General features: G+C 67.3%; 16 protein-coding genes. 5 read left to right on the forward strand and 11 right to left on the reverse strand.

Going from position 1 to position 15,289, the window contains the following annotated elements; all coding sequences use genetic code 11:
• Positions 1 to 27: 27 nt before the first annotated feature.
• Both AU072_RS00740 and AU072_RS00745 read right to left on the reverse strand, forming a co-directional pair.
• A complete protein-coding gene (locus AU072_RS00740) occupies positions 28 to 1,380 on the reverse strand; it encodes a hypothetical protein (protein WP_064411957.1) in 1,353 nt (450 codons plus the stop codon).
• A gap of 15 nt (positions 1,381 to 1,395) precedes the next feature.
• Complete coding sequence (locus AU072_RS00745) at positions 1,396 to 2,193, reverse strand: (2Z,6E)-farnesyl diphosphate synthase (protein ID WP_064411958.1); 798 nt, start codon at positions 2,191 to 2,193, stop codon at positions 1,396 to 1,398.
• Between the two features lie 55 nt (positions 2,194 to 2,248).
• On the opposite strand from AU072_RS00745, the gene trhA reads away from it, so the two are divergent.
• On the forward strand, positions 2,249 to 2,989 hold the full coding sequence (gene trhA, locus AU072_RS00750; protein ID WP_064411959.1) for a PAQR family membrane homeostasis protein TrhA: 741 nt from the start codon (positions 2,249 to 2,251) through the stop codon (positions 2,987 to 2,989).
• A gap of 70 nt (positions 2,990 to 3,059) precedes the next feature.
• Here the strand turns inward: trhA and AU072_RS00755 are convergent, their stop codons facing one another.
• The 4 genes from AU072_RS00755 to mca are packed head-to-tail and all read right to left on the reverse strand — an operon-like array spanning position 3,060 to position 6,588.
• A complete protein-coding gene (locus tag AU072_RS00755) occupies positions 3,060 to 3,431 on the reverse strand; it encodes a nuclear transport factor 2 family protein (protein ID WP_064411960.1) in 372 nt (123 codons plus the stop codon).
• A gap of 10 nt (positions 3,432 to 3,441) precedes the next feature.
• Entirely contained in the window at positions 3,442 to 5,454 is a 2,013-nt protein-coding gene (locus AU072_RS00760) for a thioredoxin domain-containing protein (protein ID WP_064411961.1), read from the reverse strand.
• On the reverse strand, positions 5,438 to 5,722 hold the full coding sequence (locus tag AU072_RS00765; protein ID WP_064411962.1) for a hypothetical protein: 285 nt from the start codon (positions 5,720 to 5,722) through the stop codon (positions 5,438 to 5,440). Before AU072_RS00765 ends, AU072_RS00760 begins: the two co-directional genes overlap by 17 nt.
• Positions 5,719 to 6,588, reverse strand: a complete 870-nt coding sequence (gene mca, locus AU072_RS00770) for a mycothiol conjugate amidase Mca (RefSeq protein WP_064411963.1) — start codon at positions 6,586 to 6,588, stop codon at positions 5,719 to 5,721. Before mca ends, AU072_RS00765 begins: the two co-directional genes overlap by 4 nt.
• Before the next feature lie 118 nt (positions 6,589 to 6,706).
• On the opposite strand from mca, the gene AU072_RS00775 reads away from it, so the two are divergent.
• The 3 genes from AU072_RS00775 (at position 6,707) to AU072_RS00785 (ending at position 8,588) form a co-directional block, all read left to right on the forward strand.
• Positions 6,707 to 7,129: a DUF4307 domain-containing protein gene (locus AU072_RS00775; RefSeq protein WP_064411964.1), complete on the forward strand. Its 423-nt coding sequence runs from the start codon at positions 6,707 to 6,709 to the stop codon at positions 7,127 to 7,129.
• 247 nt (positions 7,130 to 7,376) lie between these two features.
• Positions 7,377 to 7,871 (forward strand): transcription elongation factor GreA, encoded by a 495-nt coding sequence (greA, locus tag AU072_RS00780; RefSeq protein ID WP_064346598.1) that lies wholly within the window; start codon positions 7,377 to 7,379, stop codon positions 7,869 to 7,871.
• A gap of 54 nt (positions 7,872 to 7,925) precedes the next feature.
• A complete protein-coding gene (locus AU072_RS00785; protein ID WP_064411965.1) occupies positions 7,926 to 8,588 on the forward strand; it encodes a GOLPH3/VPS74 family protein in 663 nt (220 codons plus the stop codon).
• 3 nt (positions 8,589 to 8,591) lie between these two features.
• Here AU072_RS00785 and AU072_RS00790 read toward each other — a convergent pair whose 3' ends face one another.
• Complete coding sequence (locus tag AU072_RS00790) at positions 8,592 to 9,740, reverse strand: cystathionine gamma-synthase (protein ID WP_064411966.1); 1,149 nt, start codon at positions 9,738 to 9,740, stop codon at positions 8,592 to 8,594.
• 54 nt (positions 9,741 to 9,794) lie between these two features.
• Here AU072_RS00790 and AU072_RS00795 point away from each other — a divergent pair, with 54 nt between their 5' ends.
• A complete protein-coding gene (locus tag AU072_RS00795) occupies positions 9,795 to 10,967 on the forward strand; it encodes an acyl-CoA dehydrogenase family protein (RefSeq protein WP_094288930.1) in 1,173 nt (390 codons plus the stop codon).
• 4 nt (positions 10,968 to 10,971) lie between these two features.
• On the opposite strand, the gene AU072_RS00800 is transcribed toward AU072_RS00795, so the two are convergent.
• The 4 genes from AU072_RS00800 to AU072_RS00815 all read right to left on the reverse strand — a co-directional run bounded on the left by AU072_RS00800 (position 10,972) and on the right by AU072_RS00815 (position 15,190).
• Entirely contained in the window at positions 10,972 to 11,880 is a 909-nt protein-coding gene (locus AU072_RS00800) for a YciC family protein (protein WP_064411967.1), read from the reverse strand.
• A gap of 17 nt (positions 11,881 to 11,897) precedes the next feature.
• Complete coding sequence (locus AU072_RS00805; RefSeq protein WP_064411968.1) at positions 11,898 to 12,506, reverse strand: Rv1078 family RDD domain-containing protein; 609 nt, start codon at positions 12,504 to 12,506, stop codon at positions 11,898 to 11,900.
• A gap of 180 nt (positions 12,507 to 12,686) precedes the next feature.
• On the reverse strand, positions 12,687 to 14,087 hold the full coding sequence (locus AU072_RS00810) for a cystathionine beta-synthase (protein WP_064411969.1): 1,401 nt from the start codon (positions 14,085 to 14,087) through the stop codon (positions 12,687 to 12,689).
• A gap of 41 nt (positions 14,088 to 14,128) precedes the next feature.
• On the reverse strand, positions 14,129 to 15,190 hold the full coding sequence (locus AU072_RS00815) for an alpha/beta hydrolase (RefSeq protein ID WP_064411970.1): 1,062 nt from the start codon (positions 15,188 to 15,190) through the stop codon (positions 14,129 to 14,131).
• Positions 15,191 to 15,289: the final 99 nt, after the last annotated feature.

Consider the following 15,289-nt stretch of genomic DNA (forward strand, 5'->3'; position numbering starts at 1 on the left):
AGCGCTCCGGGTTCTGGCACTCAGGCGTCAGTCCCCGGCGGCCACCAGGTTGCCGCGCAGATCCGCGGCGATCAGCCGCGCGGCGGCGTTCTGCCAATTGTGCAGCGACCGCTGCGGCACCTCGGTGACGAACCAGTGCCAGGCCTGGCGGGCGACGGGATCGAGGCCGGCGGCGGTGGCGTTCTGCGCATAGGCCCGCACCCCGACCACATACGGGAAGTACAGCGAGTTGTAGTGCCGCCACTCCTCGGTGGTGCCGAACTCGCCGCCGTCACGCGGTTTGAGCCGGGCGATGCGCTCGGCCAGCAGCGCCTTGAGCTCGGTCGCCCGCTCCAGTGGCTGGTCGGGTGCGCCGCGCGACGCCAAGCGCTCGTCGATGATCGGCAGTTTGGTCAGCGGGCTGGCGATCAGCTTGGACAGATCGCCGTAGTGCCCGAGCGCGCGACGGGTGAGGCGGGCGAACGTCTGCTCGTCGACGCCGTCGAGCGGGTTGTCCTTGCGCAGCGGCAGCGCCGCCTCGGTGCTGCGCAGTGCGGCGCGGTCGGCGCGCAGGGCGGGCGAGCGCGAGAACGCCAGCCGGTCGAGCGCGCCGGCCAGCGGGTCGGCGAGCACGTTGATCGCGATCGCGATCGCCAGGCTGGTGAACAGCAGCACCGTCAGCGCGGTGTCGTGGCCGGTGACCGCCAGCCCGATCAACGCCTGGCCGCCGAACAGCACGGCCACCACCGTCGTCGCCGCGAACGAGCGCAACATGTCGGCGCGCAACGCCTGGCCCTCGTCGAACGCGTCCCCGATCGCCACGGCCACCCCGAGCAGCGCGACGTCGAACCCGGTGCCCGCCAACGCCAACCAGCTCGGCACCAACCCCAGCGGGATGATCAGGATCGCGTTGCCCAATGCGAAGAACAACGTCGCGACGACCACGAAGCCGACCACCGGGCCCGGCTGCGACCGGCGCAGCACCGCGTAGACCATGGCGCCCACCGACGACAGCGATACCGCCGCGAACATCACCCAGTGACCCAGGCGCAGCGGTCCGTCGACGCTTCCGGCCATCGCGGCGCCGACGAACGCGGCCGCGGCCACCACGGCGACCAATCCGAGCTCGCCCGCGCGGCTGCGCCAGGTGTCACGGGGCCGGGACAGCTCGAGGAGCACCGCGAACCACGCGATGCCCGGCACGGCGACGAGGTAGACCTCGATGCGGCTGAGCACGTCGGCGCCGCTGACGGTCCGTACCGCGTCCAGCGCGACGACGGCCGCGAAACTCGTCAACCCGGTCGCGGCCAGCACGAGCACAGGCTTACGGGGGTCGCGGGCCAGCAGGTACAGCCCCAACCACCAGCTGAGAGCGAAGACCACTGCCGACAGCGCAGCCATGTTCTCAGTGTGGCATCACATTCCGTATCGGCGATGGCGCACGGTGTAGTCGCGTAGCGCGCGCAGGAAGTCGACCCGCCGGAACGCCGGCCAGTAGGCGTCGGTGAACCACATCTCGGAATACGCGCTCTGCCACAGCAGAAAGCCCGACAGTCGCTGCTCCCCCGAGGTGCGGATGACCAGGTCGGGGTCCGGTTGTCCGGAGGTGTAGAGATTCTCCGAGATCGCATCGATGGTGACGGCCTCGATCAGCTGTTCACCGGTGCTTCCGTTGGCCAGTTCCTTGCTCAGCAGCTGGCGGACGGCGTCGACGATCTCCTGGCGCCCGCCGTAGCCCACGGCGAGGTTGACATGGAAAGTCTGGGCAGCAGCCTCCGACCGCGTCGACCCGACAGCGTCACGCAGCCGGCGCGCGGGCTCCTCGCCGATCAGCTCCAGATCCCCGACCGTGCGCACACTCCAATGGTTGGCGGGTGCGCAGATCTCCTCGACGACGTCGGTGATGATCTCGATCAGCGGGGACAGTTCGTCGGGGGCACGCTGCAGGTTCTCGGTGGACAGCAGATACACCGTGGCCATCTCGATGCCGGTTTCCTGACACCAGCGCAGCATGTCGGCGATCTTGCGGGCGCCCATCCGGTACCCGACGCTGACGTCGTCGTGTCCAAGGTCACGTGCCCACCGGCGATTACCGTCGCACAAAACGGCAATATGGCGCGGCAGTTGGGATTTGGACCGAGCCAGCTCCTGGCGCAGCCGCATCTCATACAGCCGATAGGCCGGCTCTTTGAGGCGCGGGGGAATGAGCTCCACGAAGATCCAGACTACTGTGAGGTTCGAAAACCCCCATGGCATTAGTGGAGGTGACATGACCCGATCCATCGACACCACCGACTCCGATGAGTCCCGCGACCCACAGCAGACCGCGGAGGACTTCCCGGAAGCCGTTGTCGACGGTCTCGCCAATTTCATCGGCAAGCCGCGCGCGCGGGGCTGGATCCACGTCTATGCAGCGGGGATCGCAGCCATCTGCGGCGCCACGCTGGTGTCGGTGTCGTGGTCGGTGCAGTCCACCCGCGCGGGCGTCGCGACGCTGATCTACACGCTCACCATCGTGGCGATGTTCGCGGTCAGCGGCGCGTACCACCGGGTCAACTGGAAGTCCCCCACCGCACGCAAGTGGATGAAGCGCCTCGACCACTCGATGATCTTCGTGTTCATCGCCGGCAGCTATACGCCGTTCGCCCTGCTCGCGCTGCCGCAGACCGACGGCATGGTGCTGTTCTGGATCGTGTGGGGCGGGGCGATCGCCGGCGTGCTGCTCAAGTGCTTCTGGCCGTCGGCGCCGCGGTGGGTGGGCGTGCCGCTCTACATCCTGCTCGGCTGGGTCGCGGCGTGGTTCGTCGGACCCATCACGCACGGTGCGGGAGTGGCCGCGCTGGTGCTGCTGATCGTCGGTGGCGCGCTCTACAGCATCGGCGGCGTGCTCTACGCGCTCAAGTGGCCCAACCCCTGGCCGACCGTGTTCGGCCACCACGAGTTCTTCCACGCGTGCACCGCGGTGGCGGCGATCTGCCACTACATCGCGATGTGGTTCGCCGTCTTCTAGCCCTCCACTCCGCGAGCGACCGTGTCTGCGCAGTACACGCCGCCGACACGTGGCATTCGGCGGTCGCTCGCTAGAGCTGGGTGACGTTCTCCGGGGTCCAGTAGGCCTTCATCGACGCGATCTTGCCCTCCTCGTTGAAGGTCATCACGCTGATGATCTCGATGCGCATCTTGTTGTCGCCGAGGTCGATGGTCAGCGACCAGAAGAACGCCACCTCGTTGCCCAGCGCCCGGAGCGTGACGACGTCGGCCTGGGCGCCCATCGTCGGAAGCGCGTCGTAGAAACCGCGGATCGCCTTGCGGCCGATGTGCACCTCGCCGCCCACCGGATCCTCGACGGTGCCGTCGTCGGCGTACAGCTCGACGATGTCGTCGGCCTTGCCCTGCGCGGCCAGTTCGAGATAACGGGTGACGGTCTTGGCGTTGTCTTCCGGCGTCGGCATGCGCCGAACGCTACACGGACGAGCCCAGGGCGGCAGCGAGTTCCGGTGCCGTGGTGACCGGAAGGTCGCACGTTCTGCCGCGGCACACATAGGCGGCGTCGGCACCGCCGACCCGGTCGCGGTCGATCAGCAGCTCCGACGAATTCACCGCGCCGCCCACTACGACCGCCCCGCCCGGAGCGAGCCGACGCGCGACCGCCAGCAGTTCTGAGCGAGCGGGGTCGCACGCGACCGCGATCTGGATCGGTCCGCGCACGGCCGCCTCCGCGACCGCGAGCCAGTGCCCACCCGAGCGCGGCAACCGGGTCAGGATCGGCGTGGCCGCCGCGAGCGTGGCGTCGGCTGCCGCGGCATAGCGATCGGCCCGTTCGGCCGGGGCGAGGTGCGCCGCGGTGAGCAGCGCCTCGGCGATCAACGACGCTCCCGACGGCGTCGCACCGTCGAGCGGATCGGCCGGCCGCACCATCAACGTCTCGGCGTCGTCGGCGGTGTCGAACCACCTGCCCGGCCGGTCCGGGTCGGCGAAGTGCTCGAGCGCGATGTCGAGCAGCATCAGCGCAGCCTCCAGCCAGACCGTTTCACCCGTCATCTGGTGAACGGTCAATAGACCGGTGGCCAGCGCGCCGTGGTCTTCGAGTATCGCGGCGCTCGCGCCCACCGAACCGCCGAGGCTCGCTCGCCGCAGTCTGCCGTCAACCACGTGCAGCTCCCATATCGCGCGGGCACATTGCGTTGCGGCATCGAGCAATTCGGGCCGGTCGAGCGCGACGGCGGCTTCGGCCAGCGCGGTGATCGCCAGCCCATTCCATGCGGTGACGACCTTGTCGTCGCGGCCGGGTTGGGGGCGGGCCAGCCGGGCCGCCAGCAGCGCCGCCCGCATCCTGGCGAACCGTTCCGGGTCGTCGGGGTCGCGCGGAAGCTGCAGCACCGAGGCACCCTGTTCGAACGTGCCTCCCTCGGTCACCGCGAAAAGCTCTGCGGCCCAACGGCCGTCGTCCTCACCGAGGAACTCGCGCAGTTGCGCGGGGGTGAACACGTAGGTCAGCCCCTCCACGCCGTCCGCATCGGCGTCCAGCGACGAGGTGAACATACCGTCGGCGCCGAGCTCGTCGATCATGAACGCGGCAATCTCGGCAGCGACCTTGCGAGCCAATGGATTTGCGGTACGTCGCGCCCAGTGCGCGTACGCCCGCAACAGCAGGGCGTTGTCGTACAACATCTTCTCGAAGTGCGGAACCACCCAGGCGGCGTCGACGCTGTAGCGGGCGAAACCTCCCGCCAACTGGTCATAGATACCGCCGCGGGCCATCGCCGTACACGTCCGCTCGACGCTTTCCATGGGCGTGATGTCACCGGTGCGTTCGTGGTTACGCAGCAGTCCTTCGAGCAAGGCCGATGGCGGGAACTTGGGCGCGCCAGCGGGATTGGCGGCGAAACCACCGCGGGTGACGTCCTCGTCCTGCAGCACGGCGGCGACGGCGTGATCGCACAGCGCCGGTTGCAGGGGCGGTCCCCCACCGGGCAGACCGGAAGCCATCGACCGGAGCTCCTCGGTGATCTTGTCGGACGCCTCCTCGACCTCGCCGCGGCGGTTGCGCCAGGTGTCGGTGACCGCGGCCAGCAGTTGCAGGAAGGTCGGCTTCGGGTAGTACGTCCCGCAGAAGAACGGCCTGCCGTCCGGGGTGAGGAAGCAGGTCATCGGCCAACCACCCTGCCCGGTGAGCGCAACGGTCGCGTTCATGTACACCGCATCGAGGTCGGGCCGCTCCTCACGGTCGACCTTGATGCAGACGAAGCCGGAGTTCGCGGCGGCAGCCACTTCGGCGTCGTCGAACGACTCGTGAGCCATGACGTGGCACCAGTGGCAGGCCGCGTAGCCGATCGAGAGCAGGATCGGCACGTCGCGGTCGGCCGCCTCGGCCAGCACCTCCGGCGTCCATTCGCGCCAGTGCACCGGGTTGTCGGCGTGCTGACGCAGGTACGGGCTGGTGGCCCGCGAGAGCGTGTTAGCCCCCGGGCTCACGTTTCGTCCCGTCGGGGGGCGGGTCGGATTCGATCGGTGCCCGGGGCTCGTCGGGCGGCTCGGCGGTCTGCTCGGAGTCCGAATCCGGCGGGTCGAACGACTTCGGCACCTTCCGCAGCTGCCGGTTCATCGACCGGACCAGCAGGAATGTGCCGATCAGCAGCAGCACCACGATCAGCAGTCCGAGCGGGCTGGCCTTGCCGAAGTCCGGTCCGGTGTCCCGGGGCGGATTCTGGGCCAGCAGGTCGACGGCGAGTAGGAGGTTCATCGGCCCTCGATTCCGGCGAAGAGGTCGTCCTCAGGAAGCGATACGGGTACGCGCGAGCGGGCCAACTCGAACTCCTCGGTGGGCCAAAGCCGTTGCTGCCATTCGATCGGGGCGCGGAAGAAATCCCCGTTGGGGTCGATCTGGGTGGCGTGCGCACGAAGCGCGTCGTCGCGCAGGGCGAAATACTTGGCGCACTCGACGCGGGTGGTGACGCGCTTGGCGAAGATGTCGTGCTCGGGATCCCAGTGCTTGAGCCACTTTTCGAATGGGCCGACCTCGCCGTGCTTGGCGAACTCCTCCTGCAACAGCTGCATCCGCTGCCGCACGAAGCCGTGCGTGTAGTACAGCTTCTGGACGTCCCACGGCTCGCCGGCGTCGGGGAACAGGCGGTGGTCACCGGCCGCCTCGTAGGCACCCATCGACACCTGATGGCATCTGATGTGGTCCGGATGCGGGTAGCCGCCGTTCTCGTCGTAGGTGGTCATCACGTGTGGCCGGAACTCGCGCACGACGCGCACCAGGGCCTCGACCGGTTGCTCGAGCGGCACCACGCCGAGGCAGCCTTCGGGCAGCGGCGGAAGCGGGTCGCCTTCGGGCAGGCCCGAGTCGACGAAGCCGAGCCAGCGGTGCTCGACGCCGAGGATCTCGGCGGCCTTGGCCATCTCGTCGCGGCGGATCTCGGCCATCCGGCCATGCACCTCGGGCAGGTCCATGGCCGGGTTGAGGATGTCGCCGCGCTCGCCGCCGGTGAGAGTCACCACGAGCACGCGGACACCCTCGTCAACGTACCGAGCCATCGTGGCGGCACCCTTGCTGGACTCGTCGTCCGGGTGGGCGTGCACCGCCATCAACCGCAGTTCGCTCAACCTGCTCTGCCTATCATCGCGCTGTCGTCTCCGGCGATATCAACCCGCGGAGACCTTTCGATAGTCCCTATAGTTCCAGTTCGGTAGATCCATCCGACCGAGAGCCTCAGAAAACCAGATGATCGAACGCCCCGCCGCACGCTATGGCCGCCAGCGGCCGCACGTGGGCCGCCGCCGTTGGCTCGCCGTCGCGTTCACGTTGCTCGCTCTGGCGGTGGGGGTCACGGTCGCCGTGGTGGCGTTCGGGCGGTTCGAGAGCGAGCCCGTGACCGGCGAGTTGGGCGCCTACGAACTCATCGACGACGAGACGGTGTCGGTGACGATCAGCGTCACCCGCGAGGACCCGTCGCAGCCGGTTGTCTGCATCGTGCGGGCCCGCTCCATCGACGGCGCCGAGACCGGCCGTAGGGAGGTGCTGGTGCCTCCGTCGTCGCAACAGACCGTGCAGGTGACCGCCCGGGTCAAAGCGACCCGCCAGCCCGTGATCGGGGATATTTACGGATGCGGAACCGACGTGCCGCCGTACCTGACGATTCCTTGAAATCACATTGATTCGTCGGTGCGGCAAACGCCGAACTGCGAATTCGTGAAAATCACGCCGCTTTGCGGTGCTACCATGGTCGGGTACACGGTTCCTGCTGGAGCCGTGTATTGCTGCATTTGGTGCTGTGATCGAGCACGCTGACCGCGGCAATACACGTCAAGCCCCAGCGCCGTACCACGAGACGTCTTACGCGAGAAGAGCGCGAGAACGCCCGCGAGACCCAGATAGACAGGAGCGCGACGATATGACCGATACGCAGGTCACCTGGCTCACCCAGGAGGCATTCGACCGGTTGAAGGCGGAGCTCGACCAGCTGATCGCCAACCGGCCCGTCATCGCCGCCGAGATCAACGACCGTCGTGAAGAGGGCGACCTCCGCGAGAACGGCGGCTACCACGCCGCCCGCGAGGAACAGGGCCAGCAGGAGGCCCGGATCCGCCAGCTACAGGAACTGCTCAATAACGCCAAGGTCGGCGAGGCGCCCAAGCAGTCGGGCGTCGCGCTGCCCGGTTCGGTGGTCAAGGTCCAGTACGGCGACGACGAGAGCGACACCGAGACCTTCCTGATCGCCACCCGCCAAGAGGGCATCAGCGACGGCAAGCTCGAGGTGTACTCACCGAAGTCGCCGCTGGGCGAGGCGCTTCTCGACGCGAAAGTCGGCGATGTGCGCACCTACACGGTGCCCAGCGGCAGCACGGTCAAGGTGAAACTGCTCGAGGCCGAGCCGTATCACGCCTGACGGCACCCGCAGCTGAATTCGAGCCGTGGGCGGGGCGCGGTTTAGCATCCGCTCATGGCGCAGATCGCCGAGGACTTGTTCCTGTTGCTGCTCGACAACGCGTCGGCGCAACCGGTTCTTGACCGTCCGCGCCGAGAGCGGGTGCTGGCCGCCGCGGTGCTGCTCGACCTGGCCCTGGCCTGCCGGATCCGGCCGGCGGTCGACGGTGAGGCGATCGAATCGGGCCGCCTGATCGCGTTGTCGACCCCGGGCGCGATGGACCCGGTCACAGAACCGGCGTTCCAGCTGTTGCAGCGTCGCCCGTTGCGGCCGAAGACGGCGGTCAAGCGGCTGGCCAGGCACACCGAGGGCCACATCGTCGGCCATCTGGAACGCACCGGTCAGATCCGACGTATCCCCCTGCCGGACAGAAGGTTCGGACACGAATTCGCATGGCCGCTGACCAACCGCAACCGCGTCGGCCAGGCGCGGTCGGCACTGTTGTCGGCGCTGTTCGATCGCAGGCCGCCGGGCCCGACCACTGCGGCGATCATCTCGCTGCTGCACGCGATCGACGGCCTGGGTGCACTGCTGAGCCTCAACGACCGCGGCTGGCGGTGGGTGCACGCCCGAGCCGGCGAGATCGCGCTGGGCAGTTGGGTCGACGAGTCACCGACCGCGTTGCCCGAGATGAACCTCGCGGTCACGGCGTCGGCGCTGCGCCCGGTGCTGTCTTAGGCGCTAGCTCAACGCCTGCTCGAGGTCGGCCAGCAAATCCGCGACGTCTTCGATACCGACCGACAGCCGCACCAGATCGTCGGGGACCTCCAGTTGAGAACCCGCGGTCGACGCGTGAGTCATCGCTCCGGGGTGCTCGATCAGCGATTCGACGCCACCCAACGATTCGGCAAGGATGAAAACCTTTGTGCGGGAACATAGTTTGCGTGCAGCTTCCGCTCCCCCGCGCAGTCGCACGGACACCATGCCGCCGAAGCCGGTCATCTGTCGGGCCGCGACCTCGTGGCCCGGGTGCCCGGGCAGCCCCGGGTAGAGCACGGTCTCGATCGCGGGGTGTCCGTCGAGAAACTCGGCGATGACGCCCGCGTTGTCGCTGTGCCGCTGCATGCGGATCACCAGGGTCTTCAGACCGCGCAGCGTGAGGTAGGCGTCGAACGGGCCTGGCACCGCGCCCGCACCGTTCTGCAGGAATGCGAAAGCGGCGTCGAGTTCCTCGTCGTTGGTCAGTAGCGCACCGCCCACCACATCAGAGTGCCCGCCGATGTACTTGGTGGTGGAGTGCAGCACGATGTCGGCCCCCAGCAGCAGCGGCTGCTGCAGTGCAGGTGAGGCGAAGGTGTTGTCCACCAACACTTTCACGTTCGACGCCGCCGCGACCTGGGCGATCGCGCTGATATCGGCGATCGACAGCAGCGGGTTGGTCGGAGTCTCCACCAGGATCATCCGGGTGTTGGGCGTGATCGCCGCGCGCACCGCGTCGAGATCGGCCAGCGCAACGGCGGTGTAGTCGATGCCCCACTGGGTGAACACCTTGTCGATCAGCCGGAACGTGCCGCCGTATGCGTCGTCGGGCATCACGACGTGGTCTCCGGGCCGCAGAATCGCCCGCAACGCGCAATCGGTCGCCGCCATGCCCGAAGAGAACGCCCGGCCGTAGGCGGCCGCCTCCACCGCGGCGAGGGAGGCCTCCAGCGCCGCGCGGGTGGGGTTGCCCGTTCTGGCGTACTCGTATCCCCCGCGCAGTCCGCCGACGCCGTCCTGGGCGAACGTCGAACTGGCATAGATCGGTGCGTTGACGGCCCCGGTGGTCAGGTCGGGCCGGACGGCGTGGATGGCCTTGGTGGATAAACCCTGCGATTCGTGTGCAGACATCACCGCTCAGCCTAGCCACGACTGCGGTGCGTGCCGACCGGGTAGACATGTCCCATGAATTCCGCGACACCCCTCGACGACATGCTCGAGCTGGATTCCCTGCTCTCACCCGAGGACATCGAGTTACGCCAGACCGTGCGCCGGTTCGGCGAACAACGGCTGCGCCCGTTCATCGCCGAGTGGTTCGAGACCGGTCAGGTGCCGGTGCGCGAACTGGCCGCAGACTTCGGCAAGCTCGGGCTTCTGGGCATGCACCTGAAGGGTTACGGCTGCGGCGGATCGACCGCCACCGCCTACGGCCTGGTGTGCCAGGAGCTCGAGGCCGTGGACAGCGGGCTGCGCAGCCTGGTCTCGGTGCAGGGGTCGCTGGCGATGTTCGCGATTCACCGCTGGGGCAGCGAGGAGCAGCGCAACCAGTGGCTGCCCGCGATGGCGGCCGGTGAGGCCATCGGGTGTTTCGGGCTGACCGAACCCGACTTCGGGTCCAATCCGGGCGGGATGCGCACGACCGCGAAGCGGGACGGATCGGACTGGGTCCTGCGCGGGTCGAAGATGTGGATCACCAACGGGTCGGTCGCCGATGTGGCGGTCGTGTGGGCGCGGACCGACGAGGGGGTGGCCGGCTTCCTCGTGCCGGCCGGCACGCCGGGATTCTCGGCGACCGACATGACGCACAAGTTGTCGTTGCGGGCCTCGGTCACCTCCGAGTTGCACCTCGACGACGTCCGGTTGCCCGCCGACGCGAAACTGCCGGAGGCGCGCGGATTGTCCGGGCCGCTCAGCTGCCTGTCGGAGGCCAGGTTCGGCATCGTGTTCGGCAGCGTCGGCGCCGCCAGGGACTGCCTGCAGACCGCCCTGGACTATGTCGGCACACGAGAGGTGTTCGACAAACCGCTGGCGGGCTACCAACTGACGCAGGCCAAGATCGCCGACATGGCAGTCGAACTCGGCAAGGCTCAACTTCTCGCTCTTCACCTCGGCAGGCTCAAAGACGAGGGCAAGATCAAACCCGAGCAGGTCAGCCTCGGGAAGCTGAACAATGTCCGCGAGGCCATCCAGATCGCCCGCCAGTGTCGAACCCTGTTGGGCGCCAACGGGATCACCCTGGAGTATCCGGTCATTCGGCACGCCAACAACCTGGAGTCGGTGCTGACGTACGAGGGCACCTCGGAGGTGCACCAGTTGGTCATCGGAGAGGCGCTGACCGGCGTCAGCGCCTTCCGATGATCCGTTACTGCTGCGGGGTGACCTGAGGCGGCGGACCGGGCGGCAGGGGTTGCGGGTTCAGGTCGGCGACCTGACCACCGCTGAGCTTGCGATAGGCGTACACCTCGATGAGCGCCACCAGCGGAAGCGCGACAAGCAGACCGACGCCGCAGAGCAACGCCCCGACGAGCGTGATGGCGAAGACCGCCAGCAACGTCAGCAGCACCTGACCGAAGTTGTTCTTCGCGATGTCGAAGCTGGTCTTGATCGCGTCGATCGGCGAGAGGTTGCGGTCCAGCAGGGCGATCACGGTGAACATCGTGAAGATGGCCACGATGAATCCGGGGATGACGCACAGCGCAAAGCCGATCGAGGTCAACAGTCCGACGATCACGCTCGCGATGATGACGGCGCCGACGTTGCGCGGCTTGAAGAACGACCCGATGGTCACCGGCTGGCCGTTGGCGACTGCCAACATGCCGTTGTAGTAGGCGGATTGGATTATTCCGCCGACGACCAGGGCCACAATCCAGCCGAGGATCGTGATCGCAAGACTGGCCGGACCCGAAACGCTGTAGGAGAACGAGAACCCGTCACCGTCGGACGAGTAACTCGTCGACTCCGGATCCACCACGGCCGACAGCGCGCTGAACACACCTTGCACCGCGAAAACGATGATCCCGTAGACCAGCGTCGGGACGATCAGCGCGGCGGCGTTGGAAGTGAACTTGCCCCACGCCCACGAGAACGCCTCACCGACGCTATACCTCGGGGCGCCAGGGAATCCCGGCCCACCCGGCGGTGGATAACCACCTGCAGGCGGGTAACCGCCCTGCCCCGGTGGCGGATAGCCGGCCCCCGGCGGGGGTGGCGGATACCCACCGGGAGGTGGAGGCGGGTTGTTTCCCGGTGGCTGGGGCGGTTGATCAGTCATGTGACCTTCCCGGTTGACTACAACGGTATGCAGACGGTGCTGATGAGTTTATCCGCAATGGTCTGCCGTTTGGCGTCCCACAGCGGGAACAGATAACCGATATAACAGATCGCGGCGTCGATGATGTGCGCCAGTTGTCGCACGACCGACATGCCGAAACCGATTGGCTGTCCGGTCTTTTCGCTGACAACCTTGAACTTCAGGATCGACTTGCCGATGCTGGAACCGGTGGTTCCCTGGCGGTATCCGTAGTTCCAGATCACGTATGCCAGAACGAGTATCGACGTAATGGTGACGGCCAGCTGGCCGATCGTGGAGGCGCCCGTCGCGCAGAACTCGCCGATTTCGTACTCGGAAACGTCGGTGATACATGCTGTTTCCTGGGTGCCGAGCAGCAACGCGTAACCGATACCCCACAAGATGAAGATCGGAATCGAGTCGACCAGCCACGCCAACACGCGGGTGAACCATGACGTGTACGCCTCTTTCGGAAGCGATTGAAGCGGTTGCGCCGGAGGTGGATAACCGGCGGCGGTCGTCGGCGGCGGATTGCCGCCCCCCGGCGCGGGTGGTGGATAACCGCCGGGCGGTGGCGGCGGATAGTCTGCGGGCGGCTGATCGGTCATCGGACGACTCCAGTCTGCTTCTTAGCTGGGATCAAGCGTGCTTACATTACCGGAAAAGCGCTTTTGCGCAGGGTTTTCTACCCGGAAAGCGAATCGCCGGGATTGGGTGTGCGCCCGCGACCGACGGGCGATGGGTCGGGGTGTTTTGCCAGGCTTGGTGGGCCCGATGACGGTGGGGCGCTAGCGAACCCGGCGCTTGGATCCGTCGGACAGGAAACCGAGCAGGTCGTGGCGGGTCAGCACGCCGACGGGCTTACCCTCCTCGACCACCATCACCGCATCGCATTCGCGAAGTTCTTTCGCTGCGGCGCTGACCAGTTCGCCGGCCCCGATCAGCGGCAGCGGTGGGCTCATGTGGTCGGCCACCGCGTCAGCGAGCTTCGCCCGACCCTCGAACACCGCGGAAAGCAGTTCGCGCTCGGATACGCTGCCCGCGACCTCCCCGGCCATCACCGGCGGTTCGGCACCGACGACGGGCATCTGCGAGACGCCGTATTCGCGCAGGATCCCGATGGCGTCGCGAACGGTCTCCGAGGGGTGAGTGTGCACCAGGTCGGGCAGCGCCCCCGATTTGCCGCGCAGCACTTCGCCGACCGTCGACTCCTCCACCGACCCGTCCATCCGGCTACGCAAGAAGCCGTACGACGACATCCAGTCGTCGTTGAAAACCTTTGCGAGATAACCTCTTCCGCCGTCAGGCAACAGCACGACGACCAGTGCGTCCGGGCCGGCCTGCTCGGCCACCTTGTTGGCGGCCACCACTGCCATACCGCATGACCCACCGACGAGCAGCGCCTCTTCGCGAGCCAGCCTGCGCGTCATCTCGAACGAATCGGCATCCGACACCGCGATGATCTCGTCGGGCACCGCGGGGTCATAAGCCCTGGGCCAGAAGTCCTCGCCCACACCCTCCACCAGATACGGCCGTCCGGTACCGCCAGAGTACACCGAACCCTCCGGATCGGCGCCGATGACGCGCACCTTGCCGCCGGACACTTCCTTCAGGTAGCGACCGGCCCCGGTGATGGTGCCACCGGTGCCCACACCCGCGACGAAATGCGTGACCTTGCCGTCCGTGTCGGCCCAGATCTCCGGGCCGGTGGTCTCGTAGTGCGACTCGGGCCCCATCGGATTGGAGTACTGGTCGGGCTTCCACGCACCGTCGATCTCTTCGACCAGCCGGTCGGAGACGCTGTAGTAGCTGTCGGGATGGTCGGGTGGCACAGCGGTGGGGCACACCACCACGTCGGCACCGTAGGCGCGCAGCACGTTTCGCTTGTCCTCGCCGACCTTGTCCGGGCACACGAAGATGCACTTGTAGCCGCGCTGCTGGGCGATCAACGCCAGCCCCACCCCGGTGTTCCCCGACGTCGGCTCGACGATCGTGCCGCCGGGCTTGAGTTCACCGCTGGCCTCGGCGGCGTCGATCATCTTGATCGCGATGCGGTCCTTGGAGCTGCCGCCCGGGTTGAGGTACTCGATCTTGGCCGCGACCATGCCCGCGCCCGGGGGAACAACAGAGTTCAGCTGTACCAGGGGGGTATTGCCGATGAGCTCACTGATGTGCCGGGCGATGCGCATGACTCCATCGTGTCAGGCGGCTTCCGCCCTCACCAGGTGGGCTACCAGGTGGCCTCGCGAATGTAGTCACCGATCTGGCGCAGCGAGCGTTTCGCCTCGGGCACGATCGGCGCCGCGATCTGGAACACGTGCATCTGCCCTGGCCAGACGCGGACTTCGACCGGCACACCCGCGGCCGCCAGCCGCCGCGCGGCCTTGCGCGCATCGCTCACCAGCACCTCGGAGCCCGAGACGTGGATCAGCGTGCGGGGCAGCCCGGGTTCGATGTGGTCAAGCGGCTCGTAAACCTCTTCGGGCTGTCCGTCCTTTCGACCCCGCCGCGCCGCATCCTCGATCAGGTCGACGAGCGCGTGAAACGCCCGCGCCGGGAACATCGCGTCGGTGCGGATGTTCGGATGGTTGGCCCGCGCCTCGTTGTCGATCTCGAAGAGGGGCGACATCGTCACCATCGCGGCAGGTACCTCACCCTCGAGGCCTTCGCGCTGCAGGCGTTCGGCCAGGGCGAGCGCCAGGTAGCCACCCGCGGAGTCGCCGGCCAGGACGATCTGGTGGGGCTCATAACCGTGCAGGCGCAGCCACTGGTAGGCGTCGTAGCAGTCGTCGATCGCCATGCCGACGGAGTGCTTGGGGATCATCCGGTAGTTGACCACCAGCACCGGACAGTCGGCGTAGCCCGACAGCGCCTGCACCAGGCGGCCGTGCGAGTTGACACCGCAGGTCAAGAATGCGCCGCCGTGCATATAGAGGATGACGCCGCGTTTGCCGTCGGCGGGCAGCACGCCGGGCGCCCGGACGAGTTGCGCGGTGCATTTCGGCAAAGAGATCGTGGCCCGAACGGTCCCGGGCGCCGGCCGCGCCGCTCGCGAGACGAAATCGATCAGACCCCAGGGCCACGGCAGCTTCGGCGCATAGCTACCGATAGCCAGCGTCGGTCGAACAGTTAGCAGGGCCGCGAGCGATGCCAACCGGCCGCCCAGGCTCGGGCCGTCTTCGACGACCTCTACCGGCGCGCCGTCACTGACCGGGAACTTGCGCGGTTTACGCGCGTGAACAGGCGATAATCCGGGCCGGCGAACATGGCCGACCTTGCTCGGTGCGGTCATTACAACCACCCCCTCCGACGTTTCAAGCCGCCGTAGTGCTGAGTACGCCTAATTTTCTGGACGTGACTCGCGTCTTAGCTTGACACTCTACGTTCGTTT

Source organism: Mycolicibacterium novocastrense, from assembly GCF_001499835.1.
GTDB lineage: Bacteria > Actinomycetota > Actinomycetes > Mycobacteriales > Mycobacteriaceae > Mycobacterium > Mycobacterium novocastrense.

What these genes read in the sequence shown, in the direction of transcription:
- AU072_RS00790 (WP_064411966.1), bottom strand. Translation starts at nt 9,740, where the DNA reads ATGTCTGCACACGAATCGCAGGGTTTATCCACCAAGGCCATCCACGCC.
- trhA (WP_064411959.1), top strand. Translation starts at nt 2,249, where the DNA reads ATGACCCGATCCATCGACACCACCGACTCCGATGAGTCCCGCGACCCA.
- AU072_RS00740 (WP_064411957.1), bottom strand. Translation starts at nt 1,380, where the DNA reads ATGGCTGCGCTGTCGGCAGTGGTCTTCGCTCTCAGCTGGTGGTTGGGG.
- AU072_RS00810 (WP_064411969.1), bottom strand. Translation starts at nt 14,087, where the DNA reads ATGCGCATCGCCCGGCACATCAGTGAGCTCATCGGCAATACCCCCCTG.
- AU072_RS00775 (WP_064411964.1), top strand. Translation starts at nt 6,707, where the DNA reads ATGATCGAACGCCCCGCCGCACGCTATGGCCGCCAGCGGCCGCACGTG.
- AU072_RS00800 (WP_064411967.1), bottom strand. Translation starts at nt 11,880, where the DNA reads ATGACTGATCAACCGCCCCAGCCACCGGGAAACAACCCGCCTCCACCT.
- AU072_RS00765 (WP_064411962.1), bottom strand. Translation starts at nt 5,722, where the DNA reads ATGAACCTCCTACTCGCCGTCGACCTGCTGGCCCAGAATCCGCCCCGG.
- greA (WP_064346598.1), top strand. Translation starts at nt 7,377, where the DNA reads ATGACCGATACGCAGGTCACCTGGCTCACCCAGGAGGCATTCGACCGG.
- AU072_RS00755 (WP_064411960.1), bottom strand. Translation starts at nt 3,431, where the DNA reads ATGCCGACGCCGGAAGACAACGCCAAGACCGTCACCCGTTATCTCGAA.
- AU072_RS00785 (WP_064411965.1), top strand. Translation starts at nt 7,926, where the DNA reads ATGGCGCAGATCGCCGAGGACTTGTTCCTGTTGCTGCTCGACAACGCG.
- AU072_RS00805 (WP_064411968.1), bottom strand. Translation starts at nt 12,506, where the DNA reads ATGACCGATCAGCCGCCCGCAGACTATCCGCCGCCACCGCCCGGCGGT.
- AU072_RS00815 (WP_064411970.1), bottom strand. Translation starts at nt 15,190, where the DNA reads ATGACCGCACCGAGCAAGGTCGGCCATGTTCGCCGGCCCGGATTATCG.
- AU072_RS00795 (WP_094288930.1), top strand. Translation starts at nt 9,795, where the DNA reads ATGAATTCCGCGACACCCCTCGACGACATGCTCGAGCTGGATTCCCTG.